At 45.6% G+C, this 23044-nt stretch carries 18 protein-coding genes; 2 read left to right on the top strand and 16 right to left on the bottom strand.

Features of this window, described 5'->3' with window-relative positions; all coding sequences use genetic code 11:
* Positions 1 to 147: 147 nt before the first annotated feature.
* From E5S67_RS10870 to E5S67_RS10855, 4 genes are all read right to left on the bottom strand, one after another.
* The gene (locus E5S67_RS10870) at positions 148 to 306 is read right to left on the bottom strand and encodes a hypothetical protein (protein WP_172187051.1); all 159 of its coding nucleotides are present in this window, start codon (positions 304 to 306) and stop codon (positions 148 to 150) included.
* A 33-nt stretch (positions 307 to 339) separates the two neighbouring features.
* Complete coding sequence (locus E5S67_RS10865; protein ID WP_172187050.1) at positions 340 to 906, bottom strand: TerD family protein; 567 nt, start codon at positions 904 to 906, stop codon at positions 340 to 342.
* Positions 907 to 1132: 226 nt separating this feature from the next.
* Complete coding sequence (locus tag E5S67_RS10860) at positions 1133 to 1558, bottom strand: DUF4359 domain-containing protein (RefSeq protein ID WP_172187049.1); 426 nt, start codon at positions 1556 to 1558, stop codon at positions 1133 to 1135.
* A 225-nt stretch (positions 1559 to 1783) separates the two neighbouring features.
* On the bottom strand, positions 1784 to 2749 hold the full coding sequence (locus E5S67_RS10855) for a M48 family metallopeptidase (protein ID WP_172187048.1): 966 nt from the start codon (positions 2747 to 2749) through the stop codon (positions 1784 to 1786).
* 227 nt (positions 2750 to 2976) lie between these two features.
* On the opposite strand from E5S67_RS10855, the gene E5S67_RS10850 reads away from it, so the two are divergent.
* On the top strand, positions 2977 to 3528 hold the full coding sequence (locus E5S67_RS10850; RefSeq protein WP_172187059.1) for a 1,2-dihydroxy-3-keto-5-methylthiopentene dioxygenase: 552 nt from the start codon (positions 2977 to 2979) through the stop codon (positions 3526 to 3528).
* Positions 3529 to 3606: 78 nt separating this feature from the next.
* Here the strand turns inward: E5S67_RS10850 and E5S67_RS10845 are convergent, their stop codons facing one another.
* Complete coding sequence (locus tag E5S67_RS10845) at positions 3607 to 5226, bottom strand: NAD(P)/FAD-dependent oxidoreductase (RefSeq protein WP_172187047.1); 1620 nt, start codon at positions 5224 to 5226, stop codon at positions 3607 to 3609.
* Between the two features lie 228 nt (positions 5227 to 5454).
* On the opposite strand from E5S67_RS10845, the gene E5S67_RS10840 reads away from it, so the two are divergent.
* Positions 5455 to 6060, top strand: coding sequence for a chorismate lyase (locus E5S67_RS10840; RefSeq protein WP_172187046.1), 606 nt, complete (start codon positions 5455 to 5457; stop codon positions 6058 to 6060).
* A gap of 102 nt (positions 6061 to 6162) precedes the next feature.
* On the opposite strand, the gene E5S67_RS10835 is transcribed toward E5S67_RS10840, so the two are convergent.
* The 11 genes from E5S67_RS10835 to E5S67_RS10785 form a co-directional block, all read right to left on the bottom strand.
* Positions 6163 to 7461 carry a cytochrome P450 gene (locus E5S67_RS10835; RefSeq protein ID WP_172187045.1) on the bottom strand — a complete coding sequence of 433 codons (1299 nt, stop codon included), beginning with the start codon at positions 7459 to 7461 and terminating at the stop codon, positions 6163 to 6165.
* Positions 7462 to 7662: 201 nt separating this feature from the next.
* Entirely contained in the window at positions 7663 to 12624 is a 4962-nt protein-coding gene (locus E5S67_RS10830) for a PAS domain S-box protein (protein ID WP_172187044.1), read from the bottom strand.
* 643 nt (positions 12625 to 13267) lie between these two features.
* Complete coding sequence (locus E5S67_RS10825; RefSeq protein ID WP_172187043.1) at positions 13268 to 15274, bottom strand: ABC transporter ATP-binding protein; 2007 nt, start codon at positions 15272 to 15274, stop codon at positions 13268 to 13270.
* A 177-nt stretch (positions 15275 to 15451) separates the two neighbouring features.
* Positions 15452 to 15964, bottom strand: a complete 513-nt coding sequence (locus E5S67_RS10820) for a hypothetical protein (protein ID WP_172187042.1) — start codon at positions 15962 to 15964, stop codon at positions 15452 to 15454.
* Between the two features lie 326 nt (positions 15965 to 16290).
* Complete coding sequence (locus tag E5S67_RS10815) at positions 16291 to 16494, bottom strand: hypothetical protein (protein WP_172187041.1); 204 nt, start codon at positions 16492 to 16494, stop codon at positions 16291 to 16293.
* 168 nt (positions 16495 to 16662) lie between these two features.
* Positions 16663 to 17100, bottom strand: coding sequence for a DUF3574 domain-containing protein (locus E5S67_RS10810; RefSeq protein WP_172187040.1), 438 nt, complete (start codon positions 17098 to 17100; stop codon positions 16663 to 16665).
* 574 nt (positions 17101 to 17674) lie between these two features.
* Positions 17675 to 18025 carry a hypothetical protein gene (locus E5S67_RS10805; protein ID WP_172187039.1) on the bottom strand — a complete coding sequence of 117 codons (351 nt, stop codon included), beginning with the start codon at positions 18023 to 18025 and terminating at the stop codon, positions 17675 to 17677.
* Between the two features lie 333 nt (positions 18026 to 18358).
* Positions 18359 to 19441: an ABC transporter ATP-binding protein gene (locus E5S67_RS10800; protein ID WP_172187038.1), complete on the bottom strand. Its 1083-nt coding sequence runs from the start codon at positions 19439 to 19441 to the stop codon at positions 18359 to 18361.
* A 111-nt stretch (positions 19442 to 19552) separates the two neighbouring features.
* Positions 19553 to 20416, bottom strand: a complete 864-nt coding sequence (locus E5S67_RS10795; RefSeq protein ID WP_172187037.1) for a carbohydrate ABC transporter permease — start codon at positions 20414 to 20416, stop codon at positions 19553 to 19555.
* Between the two features lie 91 nt (positions 20417 to 20507).
* Positions 20508 to 21401: a carbohydrate ABC transporter permease gene (locus tag E5S67_RS10790; RefSeq protein WP_172187036.1), complete on the bottom strand. Its 894-nt coding sequence runs from the start codon at positions 21399 to 21401 to the stop codon at positions 20508 to 20510.
* A gap of 212 nt (positions 21402 to 21613) precedes the next feature.
* The gene (locus tag E5S67_RS10785; protein ID WP_172187035.1) at positions 21614 to 22927 is read right to left on the bottom strand and encodes an ABC transporter substrate-binding protein; all 1314 of its coding nucleotides are present in this window, start codon (positions 22925 to 22927) and stop codon (positions 21614 to 21616) included.
* Positions 22928 to 23044 lie beyond the last annotated feature (117 nt).

Genomic DNA, 23044 nt, shown 5'->3' with positions numbered 1-23044 from the left:
TCTTTAATTAATGAAATTTAACAGAGTTTCTCTAATCGCGGGCTTGATTAAAAATATCTGCTGCCTGTATTTGAATTTATTGAGATTTACTTAGAGAGAATTACCTAAGTAAAAACCGGGATTTCTGCCCCAAGCGGTTTCTACAATTTAACTTAATTTGACATTAGTTTGGAGCATTTTCAAAACTAGGTAGCAAGGTAACAAAGTCACCAAAAGCTCCAGACGAGACTGTTCCGCTTCCGGTTCTGGCTTCACGTCCAACTTCCCAGCCGGGAACTGCAAATCATCGGCTGTTCCCGCTGCCAACTCGTGAGTAATTGGAGCAATATTATTACTGTTTTAGCTGCAATACTTGTCAACAAAACTTTGCAATCCAGCCTGATATCCTGCTCCTACCGCCTGAAATCTCCACTCTCCATTCTTTCTATACAAACGACCAAACTCTACAGCAGTCTCTCGCGAAAATTTCTCTTTTAATTCATACCGAACAAGTTCGCTTTTCGTATCCAAATTGCTAATTTTGATAAAAGCATTTTTGATATTGCTAAAATTTGCATTAATTTTATCGGCTTCGTGAATAGTCACAACAAAAGTTATTTCCTCAATTTCAGGATTAACTCTTTCTAAGATAACGCCGTAAATAGTCTTATTCTCTTGACCTTGGTTGTTTGTTTCAGGAATCGATTGCAGTACCGAACTGTCAAAGGATTGCAGATTATTGTAAAAGATAAAATACTTATCGTTAGGTATTTTGCCGTCAGCACCTAGCATAAACGCCGATACATCAATCTCGTAGCTTTGCCCTGCCTCTGTCACCTGCCAACCGAGGGCGATCGCCATTTTTTTTAAACCGGGCGCTTCTTGAGAGATATTAAATCTCTCACCCTTACTTAATTGCATTGCCATCTGCTTATTTGTTAAACATTAAACTTTATAGTGTTAATGTTAATATTAAGTGGCACAATAACTTTTCATATTTAATAAAACTTAATATTTGGCTTTAATAGCGGGCTTGATTAAAAATATGTGCTGCCTGTATCCGAATTTATTTAGATTTACTTATATATAATTACGCAAGCAAAAACCGGGTTTTCTACAAAACCCGGTTTCTACAATTAAACTTAATTTGAGATTAGTTTTGAGCATTTTCCGAACTAGGTGGCAGCGTCACGAAATTGCCAAAAGCTCCAACAGTTTGATAGCTTTTTTTGCCTAATTCAGTTGTGTAAATACTGGCTACGCCTAAATTTTGACGCTGCGTTGTATTGTCGAGCAAGCCTTCGATCGTGTCCCGTTGCGAAGTCAGTAAATTCTTGCAACTGCCGATCAAAGTATCTGTAATGCCGCTCAAAGCTTTAGGCACGCGAGAATCCTTGCATACAGTGCTTTCCAACTCGGTTTGGAGTACGCCGGAAGCATAAGTTAGGTATTTGTCTCTCCCAGGATTTGTAAATGCCATGCCGGCGGCCAGAAGAGTCAGGGCGATCGCGACTTTTCCCACATTGCCGAAAAAATTAGAAGTTGGCTTCTTAGTATTCATTGCGTTATCAATAATCATTTTTTTTAGCCCCGTTGATTTATAAGCTTCTCTTGATTTAAACTACACCTCCTCAGAAACAGATTTCCGAAAGGAGGGGACAGTTTTTAGATTGGAGACCATTTGCGAGTAAGTCTCTCACTGGTTTACCTTCCTTTTACGTTTCTCCCTCCCTCTAATCCGGTAAATCTTCAACAAAACATTTAGCTGGTTCCCAGGCACAGCCTGGAAACGAGGAATTTAAACTTAGTTTCGCTTTGATTTTTGCCGATCGATCTCCCGCTGCAACTCTTCAATTTGACGGCGCAAAGCCTCCGTCTCGGTGTTAGGCGTTTGGGACTTCACATCAACCGCACCCTCAGCTACAGCCCGCTTGTAGTTCCCCAGCTTAATTTGGCGGTATTCCTCGGAACTTGCCCAGTCTCGCAAATACCGCAGGCGTTCCACCGGGAAAGGGTGACTCAGCATCACGCCCTGACCGCCGTTGTAAAGTAAAAACTTATACACTTGGTTGAGATTGTCTCGATCGAGATCTTGATAGTTGTCAGACTGGCGGATAAATTCTTGCAAACTGCATTGGTCAGCATATTTACTGCTAACTCCCGCAAGTTTCATCATCGTCTTCATCACGCTGTTTAAGTCATCCGTTACCAACAAAGCCGCCCGATCTGCCGATAATTCAGCCTTGCGGCGCCACTCATAAAAAGCGTAAATTAAACCGCTGCCTACCATATTTCCCAGCCCGAAAGTCATCTCGCCAATTGTCGATGCAACGCTCATTGCCCACGTCGCCATTTGATTTAAAGTTGGATGACCGCATTTAATGTGTCCCAACTCGTGAGCCAATACTACCCTAATTTCTGGCTCTTCCAACAAGTCTAAAAGACCAGTGTTTAATACTACATAAGGCTGGTTTTTTCCCAGAGCATAGCTGTTAACTGAGGGATTCTGAGAAACAAACAAACCAGGTTCTGGAAAAACATCTAAAGCCTGCACGCACTCCCGAAATATATGATAAATGCTGGCATATTGGCGTGGACCGACTTGAATGCTATTTCCCATTAGGTAAACGAATTGCGGTCGTTCGTAGACAAATTCTACAAATTTGCTGGCAATTAAGTCAAATCCAGGTACGCTGCGCAGCGCTTCCTCAGCTTGCCGATCGAGGGGATGCTGAAATGCTTCGCTAGAAATTCCAGTATAAGTAGGCATAGTTGTTGCAAAAATTACATTTAAGATATCAGTATTGCCGATTGCTGCTGGTGCTAGCTGGCCCCTGACTTATCAATATTATCGCGACAAATATTGAACTGTTGTGGAACAGGCCGGAAAGCCTGTTCAAATTAGCGTTAAAATTGGGATTCTGGTACAGGCGCGATCGACAAACATCTTTCGCTGTGTCTGTTTATCGCCTCATCCAAAAATTGGAACGTGCAAAAATGGCTATCCTGCAACTCGAAAACGGTACAACCTACACTCAATTAAGCGACATTGCGCGCGAACTCGCGCCTTTAAACATTCAACTCAACCGCTGGCCCGTGGGTGACAGCGCTGAAATTCAAAATTTGTTAGCGAAAGATGCTCTTGACGACAATCAAAAAGAGCAAGTGCTGCAAGCTCTCGACGGCTACTTTCAACAGCTAAACCAAAGTGCCGGCTATCAGGATCGCGACTTACTGGTACTGCACCCAGACATTCCCAACCTCGACACCATGCTGTCCAAATTCAACAAGTGCCACATCCACGCCGATGATGAAGTCCGCTATATCGTAGCAGGCGAGGGCATTTTCGGCTTCGTGCGGCCCGACGGCAGCCAAGTCGAACTCACAGTGCAGCCGGAAGAATTTATCAACGTGCCGGCGAATACAGAACACTGGTTTTATTTGACAGCAGCCCGGAAAGTTAAAGCGGTGCGCTATTTTACCACCAAAGAAGGCTGGACGCCGGCGTATACCGATACGGAAATTCGATCGCGTTTAGCTGCTGTTTGAACAGAGTTAACCATTGATGGTTGACGGTTGAGAGTTGACGGCAATCTTCAAACCATCCAAAAATCCTCAAACCCCGCATCAAATTTTGTGGTTTGAAGATTGCACAATACTCAAAGCAACCGCCTCCGCCACCTTAATCCCATCAATCCCCGCCGACAGGATTCCACCTGCATATCCTGCACCTTCCCCAGCAGGATAAAGACCTTCTGTATTCAAACTTTGATAATCTTCCTTGCGTTTAATCCGAATTGGTGAAGAAGTGCGCGTTTCCACCCCAGTCAAAACCGCATCATCCATCGCAAATCCTTTAATCTGTTTGTCAAAAGCCGGAAGTGCTTCGCGGATGGCTGCGATCGCATAATCTGGCAAACTTTCGCTCAAATCAGTCATCACAACTCCCGGCGTATAAGACGGCTGCACGCTGCCTAGCGCCGTGGAAGGGCGATTTGCCAAAAAATCACCCACAAGCTGCCCAGGGGCGTTATAAGTGCCACCACCTAACTCAAATGCCCGTTCTTCTAGGCGACGCTGAAACTCAATTCCTGCTAAGGGATGACCGGGATAATCCTCCGGCGTGATACCCACCACAATCCCGCTGTTAGCATTGCGTTCATTGCGAGAATATTGACTCATCCCATTAGTGACAAGTCGCCCCGGTTCTGACGCAGCCGCCACTACCAAACCACCGGGACACATACAGAAACTATATACAGAACGATTGTTTTGGCAGTGGTGAACCAGTTTGTAATCGGCGGCACCCAAAAGCTTATGGCCCGCCCGATCGCCAAAACGACAGCGATCGATGATAGTTTGGGGATGTTCCACCCGAAAACCAATAGAAAAAGGTTTAGCCTCAATGTAAACCCCGCGCGAAAACAACATTTCAAAAGTATCGCGGGCGCTGTGTCCCACCGCCAGAACTATATAATTAGTAGCAATATATTCTCCACTGGCGAGGGTAAGCCCCTGCACTTTTCCCTTTTCGATGTGGATATCTTCTACACGAGTTTGAAACCGAATTTCTCCGCCTAATGATTCAATTTGAGCGCGAAGACTTTGGACAATTCCCACCAGTTTGAACGTGCCAATATGCGGTTTGTTAATATATAAAATTTCCGGTGAAGCTCCCGCATTCACAAGTTCCGTCAGCACCTTCCGCCCATAATGCTGAGTATCTTTAACTTGGCTGTAGAGTTTGCCATCGGAAAAAGTACCCGCACCACCTTCGCCAAACTGGGCGTTAGATTCTGGGTTAAATCCTGCTTTTTTCTTCCAAAATCCAAAGGTGTCAACTGTGCGATCGCGCACTGCTTTTCCGCGTTCTAAAAGGATGGGGCGAAACCCCATTTGTGCCAGCATCAGACCTGCAAACATACCGCACGGCCCTGTACCAATCACAATGGGGCGAATCGTCAAATTGCTGGGGGCTTTGGCTGCAAAGCGATAACTCGTGTCTGGTGTCACCATTACATGAGGATCTTTTTTGAAGCGTGCCAAAATTTGCTTTTCCTGTGTCGTCTCTACATCCACAATATAGACAAGGAGGATTTCTGCTTTTTTACGAGCATCGTAGCTGCGCTTGAAGATGGAATAGCCGAGCAATTCTTCAGGGGGAATTTGCAGCTTTTTGAGAATGGCACTGGCGATCGCATCTTGAGGATGATCTAGGGGGAGTTTTATTTCGGTTATTCGTAACATATAGTGGAAGGAAGAAGGAAGAAAGAAGGAAGAAGGAAGAAGGAAGAAGGAAGAAGAAAGAAGGAAGAAAGAAGGAAGAAGGAAGAATAAAAATCCCGAACAGAAGTATTATAACTATTTAACCGGACATCCTATGGGCGATCGTCCTCGACCGAGCAATTTTTTATTTTTGAGTGGATAATTGAAGAAGCGTTATAATAAGCAAAAAATTAAGTTTTGTAAAGACCCTTGACTGCAACATTCACACCCAAAAACAGCCGCACCTGGCACGCTCTCAACCCCCTGTGGCAAGGAGCCGAAGACGCAGTACAGAAGGGTTTGCCCCACACCAAGCTCGCACCGGCATGGCAAATACTGCTCCTAGGCGACGGTTCTCCCACCCGTCACCTGCGACTGCTGACAGGGGAACCCACAGAAGTAGATGTGATCGATATGTCTTTAGTGGGTAAAGACGCAGACGGCGCACCAGAGCAAATTGTCGCGGTTCCGGGGCCGCGCCTGCGCCGCCAAGTGTGGCTGCGGACTGCTTCTGGACAGCGTTTAGCCTATGCAACTTCTTGGTGGGAAGCGAGCCATGTAGATGAATATTTACAAAATAAATCTTTGCCAATTTGGGCCAGTTTAGCGCGGCTGCGGACGGAATTGTATCGGGACGTGCAAGGCATTTATTTGGGTAATTCGGCTGCTTTGGAGTCAGCTTTTGAACAGTCGGGGCCTTTTTGGGGGCGACACTATTTGTTTTGGCATCATGGTAAGCCATTGACGCTGATTTATGAGGTGTTTTCGCCTTATTTAACTAAGTATTTAGGGCCGATGCAATTGGATGTTGATTGAGACTGTGATCTTGCACCATTATCAATAAGGGTTTCAGGGCACGCGAGCGTGCCCACCCCACAAGAACATTTACCTATTGTGGAACAGGCAAAATGCCTGTTCTTAAGAATAGTTCCGCCGAAATTTCACTCGCAAACCGTCGCGGGGATGAGGAGTCGGTACTCGGATTAAATTCAAATCTTGATCCGGTAAAAGCTCCCATTCAAACTCCCGAACAATCTTTGCCGCAAACAACTTCATCTCTAACCGGGCAAATTCTTTGCCCAAACATTCTCGCAAACCTCCACCAAATGGCACGTAACTGAACGGTTTAGCCGATCGATCCGAGCTAAATCGATCGGGGTCGAATCGATCGGCTTCGGGATAAACTGCGCTATCCTGATGAGTCTGATTGATTTGATAAAGCACGGTCCAACCCTTGGGAATTTCGTAGCCACCAAACTCGCAAGCATTAATTACCTGCCGAAAACCATTTGCCACCGGCGGAACCAACCGCAGCACTTCTCGCATAACCTGTTCTAAATAAGTCATTTGTTTGAGCTGTTCCAAGGTTAGCGGTTCACTTGTGAGGAACTGCTGCTGTTCGGCCCGTACTTTTGCCATCACGTCGGGATTTTGAGCTAGGAGAAGACAAAAAGAGGCGATCGCCGAAGTTAAAGTTTCGTGTCCCGCAAACAGCAGCAACAGCACTTGATCTTTTAACTCATCCAAACTCAAACTATTTCCCTCGTCATCGCGAGCCGAAATCAGCAAACTCAAAGCATCACTGCCACTAGGGGTTCCTTGCTGGCGATCGCGAATAATCTTTTCAAGTTCTGCCAACAGCAGCTTGCGGCACTTTTTCGCCTTGCCAAACTGAGTCCAAGGCACATCTAAAGGAATCGAAAATAAACCATTGCACCAAGTTTCAAAATAATGTCCTAGCGGCGTTTCCGAACCATTTTCAATCCCTACTAACAACTTACCCGCAACATCAAAAGTATAATTTCTCAGTTCTGGATACCAAGTCATGGTTTCCATTTTTGCCCATTTTTCTAAATAGCGCTGAGTGATATTTTCCATCCCGCCGATGTACCCTGCCAAAGCTCGCGGCTGAAACGCTTGGTACAGCAACTTACGCCGATTTTGGTGGTTAGCACCGGTTTGCAACGCCAAGGAAAGCGGCCCTAAAAGCGCTCTCGTGCTGGGAGGCCAAGTCACAACAAAATATTGGTTGTCATTGCTTAAAACAAACAAATTAGCCTCTGGGCCACACATAAACACGGTAGGCTGTCCGAAAATGCTGCTTTTGAAAATGGGCCCGTACTGCTGGTGGCGTTTATTGGCAAATTGGGAATCTTGCAAAAAGTTGAGGGTATCGCCAATTAGGGGTAAACCTAAACTGCCGGGAGGTAATGCCATTTTAGATTTTAGATTTTAGATTTTAGATTTTTAATATTATATCAATTTTAGTTGTCTCGTGCATATTGTATACCAGACAAATTTAGGGGAAAACAACTTTTATTTGTTTGTAGCTTATAGGTAAGTCTGTCTTAAGGTTAATAGAAAAAATATGGTTTTTCCAACTGATTTACCTTACTACTTTTGTTGCATAAAACCAATTTAGTTTTCTGTTCTTTTAATCGGAATCTCTATTATAAATTCACTGCCTTTCCCCACCAGAGAGAAACACTTGATTTCACCTTTATGTTTTTCGACAATAATTGAATGGGAAATCGCCAAACCCATCCCCGTCCCCGAACCGATCGGTTTTGTAGTATAGAAGGGGTCAAAGATTCGCTGCTTGACTTGATCGGTGATACCTGCACCGTTATCAGCAATTCTAATCACAGCGAGAGTACCTTCTACCGCTGTACGAATGCGAATAATTCCCGGATTTTCGAGCGGTTGTTGTAAAACGTCAATAGCGTTAGCGATAATATTCATAAACACCTGATTTAACAGTCCGGCGTAGCACTCCACCAGTGGCAATTGTCCGTATTCTTTAACAAGTTGAATTGCGGGGCGACGGTACTCCGTACCCTCTACGCTAACGGGCTGAACTTTCAGACGGTGTTCTAAAATCATCAATGTGCTGTCGATGCCTTCATGAATATTAACCTTTTTCATGTCAGATTCATCGAGGCGAGAAAAATTGCGCAAACTCCTCACGATATCGCGGATGCGAGTGGCTCCCACCTGCATAGAAGACAGCATTTTCGGCAAGTCGTCTAGCACAAAATCTAGCTCTAACACCTCTATTGCCTGCTGAATATCCGGAGAAGGTTCCGGGTATTCATCTCGATACATTTGCACCAGTTTCATCAGGTTTGTGGTGTATTCTTCTGTGTAGGTAAGATTGCCAAAAATAAAGCTGATCGGGTTATTGATTTCGTGGGCAATTCCTGCTACCATCTGACCGAGACTCGACATTTTTTCTGCCTGCACGAGCTGAGTTTGAGCTTGCTGGAGTTCGCACAGAGTTACTTCGAGTTGGGCAGCTTGTTCTTGTGCTATCCGAGCTGAATCGACGCTTTTAGTGTAAAGTTCAGATTGACTGATGGCGATGCCCAATTGAGCGCCAATTGCCTCCATTAACTCCACTTCCTCTTTTGTCCACTTACGCATCTCGCTGCAAGAAACGCAGCAAATAACACCAGTTAAACCCTCGGCACTTTTAATCGGCAAATCCAAGACAGATTTGTAACCAACCTCCAAAAAGAATTTTCGTTCTACGGGATCGCTGAGAGTTGCAACATCATCTATTGGATAAACTTCCAAATTAGCGATTTTTTGCGACTGCGTACCCGTTATGTCAGCAGGGAAATAACCCAAAAGCGAGAACAAGTCATCATTTTTAGCTTCGTGGACGACATCCCAAGCAGGTGGCGAAGCGTCGGGCAAATACCAGATAAACATACAGCGATCGAGTTGCAGCAAGTCGCGAATTTGCTGCACAGTTGTTGCTAAAATAGTACCTAAATCCAGAGATTCGCGGATATTGCTAGCTAGCTGGTTCAGCAGCGCTTCCTGCTCCGCTAACTTGCGGAATCGCGCTTCCGAAGCTTGCAATTTTCGTTGAGCTTCTTTTTGTTGTGTAACATCCAAACCCAAACCGATTAAGCCGATCGCGCTGCCGTTGGCCTCTTTTACCTTAGCTTTGATCACCTCTAAATGGTGATTTTCACCGTCAGCAAACTGGATAATTTCATCAGCATAAAAAGGAGTATCTTGACTCCAGACTTGCACGTCAGATGCCATGCACTTAGCAAATGCTTCCCCTCCCAAAATTTCTGAAGAATGAGAAGCTGCCAAAAATCTTTCTTCAGGAACGTTCACAGATTCGCAAAAAGTTTTGTTAACCAACAGCATCTTGCCTTTAGTATCAGTCAGCCACACCCAAATGGGAGCGTTGTCAATAATTGCCCTCAAAGTTTGCTTTTGTATGGCGAGAGCTTCTTCTGTTTGTTTGCGCTTAATTCCCAGGGCGATCGCATCGGCACTTGATGCCAAAGCAACCAGCGTTGATTCGTTCAACTCCTGGCGAGCAAACATCGCCATTACTCCCAGCAACTGATTGTCAACAATTAGCGGATATCCAGCAAAAGCCACCATTCCTTCTCGTTTTGTCCATTCTTTGTCCTGGACTCGGGGATCTTCTTGCACAGAATTAGTGATGTGAGGTTTTCGCTCCAAGGCGATTAAACCAATTTTGAACTCACCGACAGCAATGCGGCTGTGAGCGCCGTCAATGTGAGTATATATCCCCGCGCTTGCTTGCAGTTCCAATACATTTCCCTCTTCATTCAGCGTCCAAATCCGAGCAAACGCAGCATCCAAATGGCGCACAACTGCATCGGCGCAATATTGCAAAGTTGCAAGCAAAGTCTGGTTTTGAGTTAGAGCAATTCCCACATCTGCAGTGAATAGAGAAAGTTTCAATTGTTCTGCTAAAGCTTGTTCTGCTATTTTGCGCTGTGTAATGTCTGTAGCAGCACCGAGACGCTGTTTAATTTTTCCCTCCTCTGTTCTGCTAAATACAATATTCCGGCTGACTAACCAGTGCAAACAATTCTGTCGATCGCGTACGCGATATTCGTACTCAATTACTTCGCCGTCGGGAGCATTTTCTAATTGCTGAAAGTATCCGGGAAATTTAGCTAAGTCGTCAGGGTGGATGATGGTGGGCAGTAGATTGCTGCCCATGTTTTCAACTTCTGCCCTCGTATAGCCGAGGGTGTCACTGATTTCGCGGTTGCTGTAGACATTTCGCTGCTCGCTTTCATCGTAAACAAAGAGAAGATTCGGACTGGTATTGGCAATTCGCTCAACAAAACGCTGACTCTCTTGCAGCGCTGCTTCTGCTTGTTTGCGATCGGTAATGTTAGTCGAATTGCCAATCAGGCGGTAGATTCTGCCAGAGGCATCGCGCAGCGCCGTCAGAGTTACCATAAACCAATGTTGTGCGCCTTCCAACTCGGTGCTGTCTTCATAAGAAATCGAGCTGTCGGCTGCCAAACAATCGACGCATCTTTGCCGAAAATCTGCTGCTACGGTTGGGGGAAAAACCTCTTCTGGGGTTTTTCCTTTGATATCGGCGCTCAAAAGGCCTGTATAGGCTTCTGTGGCTGTATTCCAGCCTGCATAGCGAAACTCTCCGTCGGCGCCGACATCTATCACGAAAAGAGCTTGACTGGAGCCGTTATAGATGCTGTTTAAAAATTCCTCTTGTTCGCGCAATTGTGTTTCTGCTTTTTTGCGTTCTGTAATGTCGGTGAAACTGCCGACAACGCGATAAATTTTGCCTGATGGGTCCTGCAGCGGAGTCAGAGTTAGGATCGACCAGATTTCTCCAGGCACAAAATTAGCGGGATATTCGCGGGAAATCGAGCTGCCTTTTTCCAAACAGTCAATCAAATTCTGCCGGAACATTGCTGCTGTAGCTTCTGGGAAAAGCTCTTGAGGAGTTTTGCCGTACCCGAATTCGCTGCTGATGCCGCCGAGTAAATCTGTTGCTGGGTTCCAGCCGGCGTAGCGAAATTCTCCGTCTTCGCCGACATCTATTACAAAAATGCTGTAATCTACGCCGTCGTAAATGCTGCGCAAAAATTCTTTTTGCTGCTGTATTTGTTCTTCTGTTATTTTGCGATCGGTAATATCGAAGTGCGCTCCCACCCACTGGCGAACGCTGCCGTCTGCGTTCAATACGGGCACACCGCGCACGCTCATGTACCTGTACTCGCCGTCGTGCCTGCGCAAGCGGTGTTCTACTTCGTATAAAGTGCAGTTGGCAATTGCATCAGACCAAATCTTTGCAGTATGTTGTCTGTCGTCTGGATGGATAGCATTCAGCCACCCCCATCCTTTAAGTTCGCCGTAAGTCTGTCCTGTAAATGCACTCCATCCTGTTTGTTCGGTGACAAATTCGCCTGCGGCTTTAGTATCCCAAACAATTTGGGATGTGGCTTCAATTAAGCAGCGGTAGCGTTCCTCGCTTTCTTGCAAGGCTTTTTCGGCGCGTATGCGATCGCTGATGTCGCGAGATATGCCAACTACGCCGATAATATTTTCCTGAGAGTCGCGCCAAGGGTATTTCGCGGTTAGAAACGTTTGCACAGCCCCGTTTTTTGGTATATATTCTTCATAAGTCAAATATTCTCCTGCCGTCACTCTGCTGTCTATTTCGATAATTTTACTGGCCATTTCAGCGGGAAATAATCCTGCATCGTCTGTGCCTAAAATTGCCTCAAGCGGTTTTTCAAAAAATTGAGCTAGCGCAGAATTAGCGATCGTGTAGCGGCCTTGAATATCCTTGACACAAATGATATCCGGCGTGCTTTCAATCACGGAATACAAGATAGAATTGCTGTACTGGAGTGACTCTTGGGCCCTTTGGCGATCGGTAATGTCGCGGCCGACACCATAGATCAATTCTTCCTCGCAGAAACGGGTAGCAGTCCAGGCTATCCACTTGTAAGAACCGTTGCGACAGCGCCAGCGGTTTTCAAACCCAACGGTATTATTTCCCGCAGCAATACTTTCAACTTCTTTTAAAGTAATTTCGCGATCGTCTGGATGCACGAATTCAATGAACAGTTTGCCAATCATTTCTGCTGGGGAATAGCCGAGGATTTTTTCTGCTGCTGGGTTGATGAGTGTTACATAACCGTCAAAACCAATGACGCACAGCATATCTGGCGAGAGGCTAAAAAAGCGATCGCACCCGTCGGGTTGGCTGGATGGGCGATCGTTTTGGGCTGCGACAGCAGAGGCGTTTGAGCGCGCCGATACCGCCAAAAAGACAATATTTGCTATTCCCAAAAATCCCAGGGCGAGTTGGCCACCGTACAAATTATCACGGCTGCCAGCTACGAGCCACCCGTTTAATATCAGCAGTACAATTATCAAAATTGAGAATAAACTGCCAGGGGCGATCGTCGCTAGGCTGATTTTTTTTTCATACTGCTTGCTGCCTTCTGCCTTTTCTATTCTGGTGACTGCTGGCGTGAATTTTCTCAACAACAGTTGCAGTAAGTTCGATAATTTAGTGCTGTTTGATTCTTCGATATGAACAGAAGATTTCATTTTTTTACTCTTGATTCCGTTTTTGTTTTGGTGAGTCACAATTACAATAAAGATGTTTAAATTTTGTAAAACTTTTCTAGCTTGCTAAATCTATCATTTTTAAATTTGCGTAAATCTACGCAACTTGGTCAGAGAATTAAGTGTATTTACGGAATTAGCGAGCAATCTCTTTTTAGCTAGGGTGCGCCTTTTCTACTTTTTTCCACTCATAGAGAAAGTTTATCTATAATACTACGCTACATATTGCTGTTAGTCATTGGACATTTGGCGTAATCTAGCTCATCCTGCACGCAGAGCCTAATTATGTATGCTGCGCATGAAGCTGCTTACCGCGTTAGAGTAGCGTATTATACCACTTTTTGCGTCCGGGAATGACCGGGTTTGATGTATGAAAATACTGCGTGAACCGCCCTGGGTGTGGGTTGAACAGCCCGGAATATTAGTCAAGTTCAAGCAGGTTGAATTTGACCATAAATTATGAAGTTAAAATAAAGATAAACTGCTGATTTGTGAAGATAAAATGAAAAAAATATTTGTAGAAGTTTTTCGTTGCACGAGATGTTCGCGCTTAATGGTTAATTAGTAATTGGTAATTGGTAACGGGCAATTGGTAATTGATACCACCAGTTTAAAACACTAGAGCTCACAAGTGTTTCGATTCATCTGCCGGCGATGGGGGCCAAGCAGCTTGGCGACCTAGTTGCTGTTGCCGAATTCGCTCCAAATTTCCCGCAGGAATAGCAGCTATAAGTTGCCGCGTGTAAGCTTGCTGCGGCTGCCTGTAAATGCGCTCAGCAGTGCCAATTTCCTCGATTTTACCTTTGTTCATGACGATCGCGCGATCGCTCATAAACTTGACCACGCTCAAATCGTGAGAAATAAAAATATAAGTCAGTCCAAACTCTGTTTGCAACTCCTTCAGCAAATTTAAAACTTGCGCCTGCACCGACACATCTAATGCCGAAACCGACTCATCGCAAATAATAAACTTAGGATTCAAAGCCAAAGCTCTAGCAATACAAATTCGCTGCCGCTGTCCGCCCGAAAACTCGTGGGGGTAGCGCCGCATAAAATCGGGATTTAAACCCACTCTATCCAACAAATAAGCCGCGCGATCGCGCTGTTCTTTTTGGTTCTTACCAAAGCGGTGAATCACCATCGGTTCCATCACCGCATCCCCAATATTCAGGCGCGGATCGAGAGAACTAAAAGGGTCTTGAAAAATAATTTGCAGATCGCGCCGCAGCCACCGCAATTTGCGATCGTACTCTTTTTGCCTCCGATAATTAGCCATCCACTGCGATGCCGAACTACTTATGGCAGGAGGCGTAATTTCTTGACCTTCAAAAAACACTTTACCGCTGGCGATCGGAATTAATTGCAGCAAAGCTCTCGCCAAAGTTGATTTGCCGCAGCCAGACTCGCCCACCAAACCCAAAGTCTCGCCCGGGTAAACCTCAAAAGAAATATCGTTGACCGCCATAAACAAGCGTTTAGTTTCGCCAAACATTCCCTGCACCGGAAAACCGACTCGCAAGTTATTAACAGCCAGCAAAGGCTCGGAAATATTCGGCAGCCGAGGCGGTTTTCCATTTGGAAAAGCGGGATTTCCTCCGCTGCTGTCGCCGTCTAAATCGGTATTTTTCTCGACAATTACTAATTCGCCACTAGCAGTTGTGGTGACATCCATAAAATCGGAAACTGTCGGCAAGCGGCGCAGTTGCCGATCGAGAGTTGGGCGGCAAGCTAATAAACCTTTTGTGTAAGGATGTTGGGGATTGCTGAAAATTTGTTCGATCGCACCGCACTCAACAATCTTGCCTCGGTACATCACCGCCACCGTATCGCCAATTTCCGCAATGACGCCCAAATCGTGGGTAATAAAAATCATTGCCATGCCTCTAGAGTCCCGCAATTCGCGCAGCAAAGCTAAGATAGTTGCCTGCACGGTTACGTCTAAAGCCGTGGTCGGTTCGTCAGCAATTAATAAAGTTGGATTGCAAGAAATGGCCATTGCAATCATCACGCGCTGGATTTGACCGCCTGAGAGTTCGTGGGGGTAGCGATCGAGCATAGCTTGTTTTTGGCCGTTGACGAGCTCCATCAAATCGCGATCGTCCTCCCGAACCGCTTCTTGCCGCAAAGCCAAACACCGCTGCCTGAGCTCATCGTCGCCCGCTAGCAGCTTGACCTCTTGCAGCAGAGAAGCTGCTTTGCGCCGCGCTTCTGTCTGCGACACCTTTTGGTGCAAACAAATGGCTTCTGTGAGTTGAAATCCGATCGTATAAACAGGATTGAGCGAACTCATCGGCTCTTGAAAAATCGTCGCAATCTGGCTGCCCCGGTATGTTTGTTTTTCCCTGTCCGGCATTTCCAGCAGATTCACAGGCCCATTGCTAGCGCCGTCTTTTGTCGGAGAAAACCAAATTTCGCCCTCGATTTTCGTTGACGAACTCGACAGCAAACCCATCACAGCCAGGGATGTTACCGATTTTCCAGACCCCGACTCTCCCACGATTCCCAGAGTTTGCCCTCGCTTGACCTCAAACGAAATGCCGTCAACAGCTTTGACTGTTGCAGACGCATCGCCTGCGTCCGCAGATTGAAATTGAACCCGCAGGTTGCGAACTTCTAGGACGGTTTCACTCATGGAGGTCTATGGCAAAAGTTAAATGGAGATTAAGTGGATTGTAGCAGTGCCTGTTGAAGGCAGAAGGCAGTGGGAAAATTTTAAGTTGTGAGTTTTGAATTTTAAAGTTTAAATTCTTTAAATTAAAACTCACAACTCAGAACTACTGGAGTGCCTTCGGCCTGCGAGTAATTTTCCTCAAAAACCGATGACTTGAGTATCAGCAGGCAGTGCAGTGGCCTCAGAGACCTTTTTAAACACGGTTGCCTGCTCGTTTAAGGCATTAGGTCTGGCCTGTCCGGGATTAGTGCCTTGCAACTGAAGCCGCATTTGACCTTCGGGAGTCAATTCAAAAACAGTCTCAACGGTTTCTGTGCTGCTGAGGCCGACATCAATGTGCATCGGTTTTTCACCGAGATTAACTTTGTACCTCATTTCTTTGGCGCGGGCGGCTCCGTCGGGGCCTTTAGCCATGAGAAACAATTTGCCTTCTGGGGCAAAGACGAAGGTGAAAGACTGACCGGAGGGGACTGTGCCTTGCCATTGACCTAGGAGTTGCTGGTCGATGCTGCTAGCGGCCGGGGCTGCTGTTTCTTGGGCAATTATTGGTGCTGCTGCGGATGCGGGGCCGTATGAAGCGGTGAAGCTGGCGAGGATGCCGAAGCAAAGACCACCTGCGATCGCTTTGCCAATCATTTTTGAATTAGACATGAGACCGATCTAAAAATTGGTTATTTGTTTTGTACACTGTAGCGGTAAAACCGTACTTTTTTTAGTTTAAATCGGTTTTAGGGATAGAGATAGGTTGAGGTTCAAACCCGCAACGCAGTTCTCATCCCCTGACTAAAGCTTGTTCTGAGCTTATTGAAGAGTCACGGGGATTTCACTTTTTTTTGTTGTAAAATCCAATACAAATTCGGCTTTAATTGAACAGCTCGCTGCTCTGAGTAGATCGTTCTGAACTCAAAACAGCTAACTGACTACTGTGTTCGATCGCACAGATAATTTGGCAAATCGATCGCATTAATGATCTTTCATTAATTGCTGTCAGGATTGCGATCGACTTTTTCGCTCGGAGATTCCGGCGCGGGTTCCTGTGGATTTCGCGATCGTTGCGTTCGCTCCAATGCCTCTGCGTAAGACCAAGCCACGCTCACAATAAAAGCTTTCGCCATACCGTCCAAATTTTCTGAATCCTCGCTTTCGGGCCGTTCAGCTTTTGGGTTGCCGTCGTTTGTCATGTTTTTGTTTTCTCCCGGGCAGGTTTTTCTAGCGAGTTTTTGCAGTGTGCGATCGATACCCAAAAATTATGATTATGATTTTGCTTGCACCCGCACCCTACTTATCTTTGAGGGTATGACCTTGCTCAGCACAAATAATATCATAAATACACTGATTCGATGACCGCATCAGAAGGAAACCTTAACTTCGCTCGTGGCCCGCAAAACGGACTCTTGCTGGAAAGTGCATTTGTAAGTTTCGATAATTTCATTAATAGCCTGATTTTTTTCGGGGCTACTTTCATAAATCAAAATAACTATTTTAGAGTTTTCTCTAATCAGAATTCCCGAGCTGTTGAGAAACTGCCCCGAGCCCTCTAATACAGTTAGCCCTTCCCGAAAGCGAGGGGTAATAACTGCCTTGACAAACTCCTGCCATTCTGCTTCCGAAATTGTCTCGCCTCCCGGTTTAGTTAAGCCAAAATACAGTTCATCTTTGAGGAGGTTTATTTGCTTGGCATTAGTATCCGAAGTTTCGAGCAGTTGAGCGCGGGCAATTGTCGCGGGACAAACAGGCAGGATGAACAGCAGGCCGGTCAAGCAAAGACTGTTAAGATGTTTATTCATCAGGAATTACGCGGAACTTCTATATGTAAAGTGCAACCTAAGCGCCTTACCGCTTATTTCTCAGTCTCTTAGACAGGGACGAAAGTTTGTGTAGTTTGACCTCAAACTCGGATTCTAGAGGCGATCGAAGCCACATACGAGTTTGAGGTTAAAAGCGGTTTTAACTGACATCTTGCACCATTTTCACGAGCAGGCTTTCGGGCCTGTTCCGCTCATAGTTCAATTTTATTCGGGGCCGTTGCTCCTAGTCCGCCCTTGAAATGCTTATGGAGAATCCAGCAATATCTCAGTTTCAACCGCCGAGTCTTATCAAGGGGTTTTTAACGCGGATTTGATTTAATTTAACATAAAAGGCTTCCAACTCAAAAACCCAGTTTCACATGAGAAACCGGGTTTATGAACGTCAGTCTTAGTTTATTTATGCTCGCCTACTTGATTGTCTCTGCCGTATTAAGTAGCTCAACCTATTTAAACGTCAAACTGTTCAGGTGTTGAGAAACCCGCAAGGGCGAACACTCTTGGCGCTGCCCCTACAGCAATCAGGTTTCTCAGTGTTATATTTTTTTAGGTGGATCTACTTATCCTTTAAGTCGCGGACACTTCTCTTAGCAGTGTCTTGGTACATCTCTCCCATTTCTTTCACGGCTGCTCCTGCCTCTTGTCCAATCTTCTGAGCTCGTTCGCCCGGAGAGTCTGACGTTTCGCGAGCTTCTTGCCTCCATTCCCGGGTTGTTTGGGGTCTTTCAGGATTGTTTAGATCCGCTTTTGAGCCTCCTGCAGTGCCGAAAGCCTTGTTACTGTGTCCCGAATCAACATTTGCCGTCAGCAGCATAAAACCGACTAGGACAACACTCAAAAAACTCTTCACTTGAAAGCCCTTAAGCAGGGAACTGATGCGAGCAATGGCTGTGGAAATCAAATTCATCTCGGTAATACTCCCTAAGTTGATTGGTGATAAATTTCAACATTTTTAAATCTAATTGGCTCACTCCAAACTCAGCAGCTAACGCCAGAGAAAGCCAACTTAGCTTCACCTTGTCATTAACCACCTAAATAGAGTTATAGGTTAGCGATAAATTCTGGTAAATACGCCACCTATGTGTGAGCCAATTAGCTTTTTCACACATTAATATCACGTTAACAGCAGCAAAATAGTTTTACCTCTAACTAAAGTCATAATTTAATTAGAAGCAAAACACCTATTTTTATACACATGGTTAGAGAATTTTTAATCAATCATGCTATTCAGGGCAAATTCTTATTGCAAGCGATCGCCCGTTTTTACATCAAACCAGTGCAGCAACTGAGGCGGAAAAACCAGCTCTACAATTTCGGAATTCCCGTGGCGGTCATTGGGCAGCAAAGCCCGCACCGTTACTGGCTCCAAACCTTTAACTCGGACGCTAACTAAATTTTGCATTCCCAAGTTTTCCACTAAATAAACCTCACCTTTAATTGCCTCTGGGGCCGACATCTTGCCGGCCTCTGCATCTGCAAAGCCGACGTGTTCGGGGCGAATTCCCAACACAATTTCTGGCGGCACAGTCGGCATATTTGGGAGTGGAACTCCAAAATCACCTAACATCGCAAAATTGCCCTGGCATTTAAGCACGAGCAAATTCATTTGCGGGCTGCCCACAAAACCGGCTACAAACTGATTAGCAGGACGGGTATAAATTAAGTGTGGCGGATCTAGCTGCTGCACGCTGCCGCTGTTGAGAACTGCGACTTTTGTAGAAAGCGTCATTGCTTCGGTTTGGTCGTGAGTGACGTAAACTACAGGAGCTTTTTGGGAGGAAAACAATTGTTTGAGTTCGGCCCTAACTTTTTCCCGCAATAATGCGTCGAGATTGCTCAAAGGTTCGTCGAGCAAAAATACTTCCGGTTGGCGCACTAATGCGCGGCCGAGGGCGACTCGCTGCCGCTGTCCGCCTGATAGTTTCCCGGGTTTGCGATCGATTAATTCTGTCAATCCGAGGGATGTTGCTACTTCTGTCACTAATCGGTTAATTTCGCCGGATGGGATTTTGCGAAGTTTGAGGCTTGACGCCATATTCTCGTATACTGTCATGTGCGGATAAAGCGCGTAACTTTGAAAAACCATTGCGATATCCCGATCGCCCGGTCTGAGATAAGTGACATTGCGATCGCCAATTCTAATCTCGCCCCTAGTTGGCTGTTCCAACCCTGCAATTAACCGCAGTGTCGTAGATTTGCCACACCCCGACGGCCCCAGCAAAGTCAGAAATTCTCCTTCGCTGACATCCAAACTAATGTCTTTTACGGGAACTACTTTAGGGCTGTAGGTTTTATTGAGGTTTTTGAGTTGCAATTTTGCCATGATTTTTAAAGTGTTGACTGTTGACTGTTGACTGTGTTGTTTGACTCGTTACCAGGCACAGCCTAGGAACCAGTTCAATCTAAAATCTAAAATCTAAAATCTAAAATCGATTTATCCTTTTACCGCCCCCGCAGTTAAACCCTGAACAATGCGCCGCTGGAACACCAAAACTAGCAAAACTAAGGGCAAAGTTCCCAAAACGGTAGCTGCGGCGATCGGCCCGTAAGGAATCTCAAAGACTGACGTGCCGCTGAGTTGAGCCGTGGCGACGGGAATAGTTTTTAGAGATTCGCGAGTCATAAATGTTAGTGCAAATATAAACTCGTTCCAAGCTGAAATAAATGTCAATATTCCGGTTGTGACTAAAGCTGGAAATGTCATCGGCAGTACGATTTGCCACAGCATTTGGAAAGTGTTGTATCCGTCAACTTTAGCGGCATCTTCCAAATCTTTTGGCAACTGTTGAAAGAAACTCCGCATTACCAAAATTGTCAGGGGCAAGTTGATCGCGGTGTAAGGAATAATTAATGCTAAATAATTATTGCCTAAATCCAAAGCTTTGACAATTTCCAGCAGTCCCAAAAATAGCAGCACCGCCGGAAATAGCGTTACAATTGTCACAGTTGCCAGGATGATTCTCTCGCCCCACAACCTCAACCTGGCTAAAGCGTAAGCTGCGGGAGCGCCTACTGCTAAACACAGCAATGTTGAAGTAATGGAAACAAAAGCGCTATTTAAAATATAAAGAGCAAACGGGCGGCGCTGGAAGAGGGACAGGTAATGCTCGAAAGTAATTCGTTTGGGAATGTAGACGTTGGGAATTGCCGAAATATCTGGATTTACTTTGAAAGAAGTTAGCACCTGCCAGATAATAGGTGCGAGGAAATATGCGACAATTAATATCGCCGATATTGGCAAGATTAATTGCCGGATGTCAAAGGTTTTTTTGGTGGGTTGTTCGCGGGCAATCGACATAATTTATACCAATGAAAGGAAAAATTTAAACCGTTCAGCAATCTAAAATCTACAATCTACAATCCTCAAATCTAAAATCTAAAATCTAAAATCAATTGATGCGGGCTCTCGATAACAGGTAAGCGGCGATCGCGACTGCTGCCACTAACAGTAAAAAAGTACACACCACCAAAGCCGCCCCATACCCAAAGTCTAAATACCTCATTACCGTGCTGTAAATGTAGATAGAAACCGTCTCGGTTGCCCCCGCCGGCCCCCCTCCCGTCATCACCTGAATCAAGTCAAAAATGCCGAAAGATTGGGCAAATCGAAACAGCAAAGCAATCACAATTTGCGGCATCAGCAGGGGGACGGTAACTTGACGGAAACTCTGCCAGCTACTCGCGCCGTCAATGGCGTGTGCTTCGTACAAATCATTGGGAATTGACTGCAATCCTGCTAGCAAAAGCAAGCTGACAAAGGGCGTAGTTTTCCACACATCTGCTGTAATTACTGCCATCATTGCCAAAGTCGGATCTCCCAGCCAGCTAATGCTATTTTGAATCAATCCCAAACGCATTAAAATGTCGTTAATTACGCCGTATTGATCGTTAAAAATCCACGCCCAAGCTACTCCCATCAATGCAGTCGGTAGCGCCCAAGGTAGCAGGGAGATTGTGCGAACAATGCCGCGCCCTGCGAAGGATTGATTTAAGACTAAAGCAATGCCCATGCCGAGAATTAATTCCAGTAAAACTGAGGCGACAGTAAATACTGTGGTGTTGCCTAAAGTTTGCCAGAAACGCCCATCACCTAACATTCGACTGTAGTTAGCAAAACCGGAAAAAACCAGTTTTAATTCAGTACCGAGGTTTTGGGTGAATAAACTCAGCCAAAAAGCGCGCAATATTGGGTAAGCAAATACTAGCAGCAGAATTATCAAAGCTGGTGCTACTAATATCCATCCGGTTGTTTGTTCGCGCTGTCGCATCTTGTCTAATTGCATATTTCTCACATTTAAATTATTTTATGGCGGGCTAGGAACCCAACCCGCAAGAGAATTAGCTTTTGTGGAACAGGCCGGAAAGCCTGTTCGGGCAGGCTAGATGCCCACCCCACAATAAAAAAATTCACTCTGTGTGGAACAGGCATCTTGCCTGTTCGGGCGGGCTAGAAAATTCACTGTTTGTGGAACAGGCCGGAAAGCCTGTTTAGGACTTACGAAGCTTGGGGTTGTTTCAAACTGCCTAATAAATTGCGAGTTTCGCTAGCTGCTGCTTTCATTGCTTGTTCTGCACTCATTCTCCCGGTAAAAGCTGAACTCAAATAGCGCTGCAAAATATCAGAAGCTTGAGCGTATTGTGCCAGGGGCGGGCGCAAAGCTGGCCGTTCCACTACTTTTAGAAGCTGCGGGTAGTGGGGATATTTAGCAACTATTTCTTTGTTGGTAAATAGGGACTTGTAACTGGGAATTAAACCTGTTTCTAAAATAAATTTGCGCTGGGTTTCCTCGCTGGTAAGGTACTGAATTGCTTTCCACGCTTGTTCTGGATGTTTTGAGGTTTTGGCAATTCCCCAGCCCCAGCCGCCCAAGCAGGAACCGCCTGTTTTACCGGTACTGCTGAGCATTGGCTCGATCGCAATTTGGCCTCTAACATTCGATCCTTCGGCATTGGCCAGCTTCCAAACGTAGGGCCAGTTTCGCAAAAACAGCGCTTTGCCGTTTTGAAACAACAGCCGGGTTTCTTCTTCGCCGTAGGTGGTGACACCCGGAGGAGAAATGCCGGAGGCGATCGTATTTTTGAGAAATTCCACTGCTTTAATTGCCTCGGGTTTATCTAACCCAACTTCAAAAGTTTGAGGGTTAGCCCAGAAGCCGCCGAAACCGGAAAGCACCTCGACAAACATTGCAGATACTCCCTCGTATTGTTTGCCTTGCCACAGATAACCCCAAGTTGCTTTTCCCTGTTTCTGCAAGTTTTGAGAGATTTTTACCATCTCTTCAAAGGTTTTTGGCGCTGGAATTTTCGCTTGTTCTAGAATGTCTTTGCGGTAATAAAGCATTCCGGCATCGGAAGCATGGGGAATTCGGTAAAGTTTGCCCCGATACCGGCCGCCTTCGACGTTACCTTGGATGAATTTTGATAGTTGTTCGGGGGGAATTCTGTCTGTCAAATCCCTTACCCAGCCTGCGGCTGCAAATTTGGGAACCCAGACAATATCCATGTTGATGATGTCGTAGGGCGATTCGCCTAAAAGAAAGGCAGATGTGTAAAGATTTTCGATGAGGTTTGTGTCAAAAGGCCCTTCTATGAGGTTGATGCGAATGTCGGGGTTTTTCTGTTCAAATTCTTTGACAAAGGGTTTCCAGTTAAGAAGGTCTTGGCCTTGCATTAACATGGTGAGCACGACTGGCTGTTGAGTCAGTGCCGGCAGAATAAATAAAAGCAATACGGTGGCTAGTGTGGCAGCGAATAAGGCTAAAAGACGAGGCTTCTGCATTCGTTGCGGCGGGGAATTTATTTTTTGCATTTGCTTTTGAGAAGTGGCTGTGCGATCGCCTTATTTCTCTCATAACTCGCTTTCTTTTGTTTCGCTGAATTTAGCGAGTTTGTGCAATAAAAATTTAAGTAAACTTTAGCTTACTTA

This window comes from Microcoleus asticus IPMA8 (assembly GCF_013179805.1).
GTDB lineage: Bacteria > Cyanobacteriota > Cyanobacteriia > Cyanobacteriales > Microcoleaceae > Microcoleus > Microcoleus asticus.
Note: the sequence above shows the minus strand (reverse complement) of the source record. Positions and strands in the feature narration are given on the sequence as shown.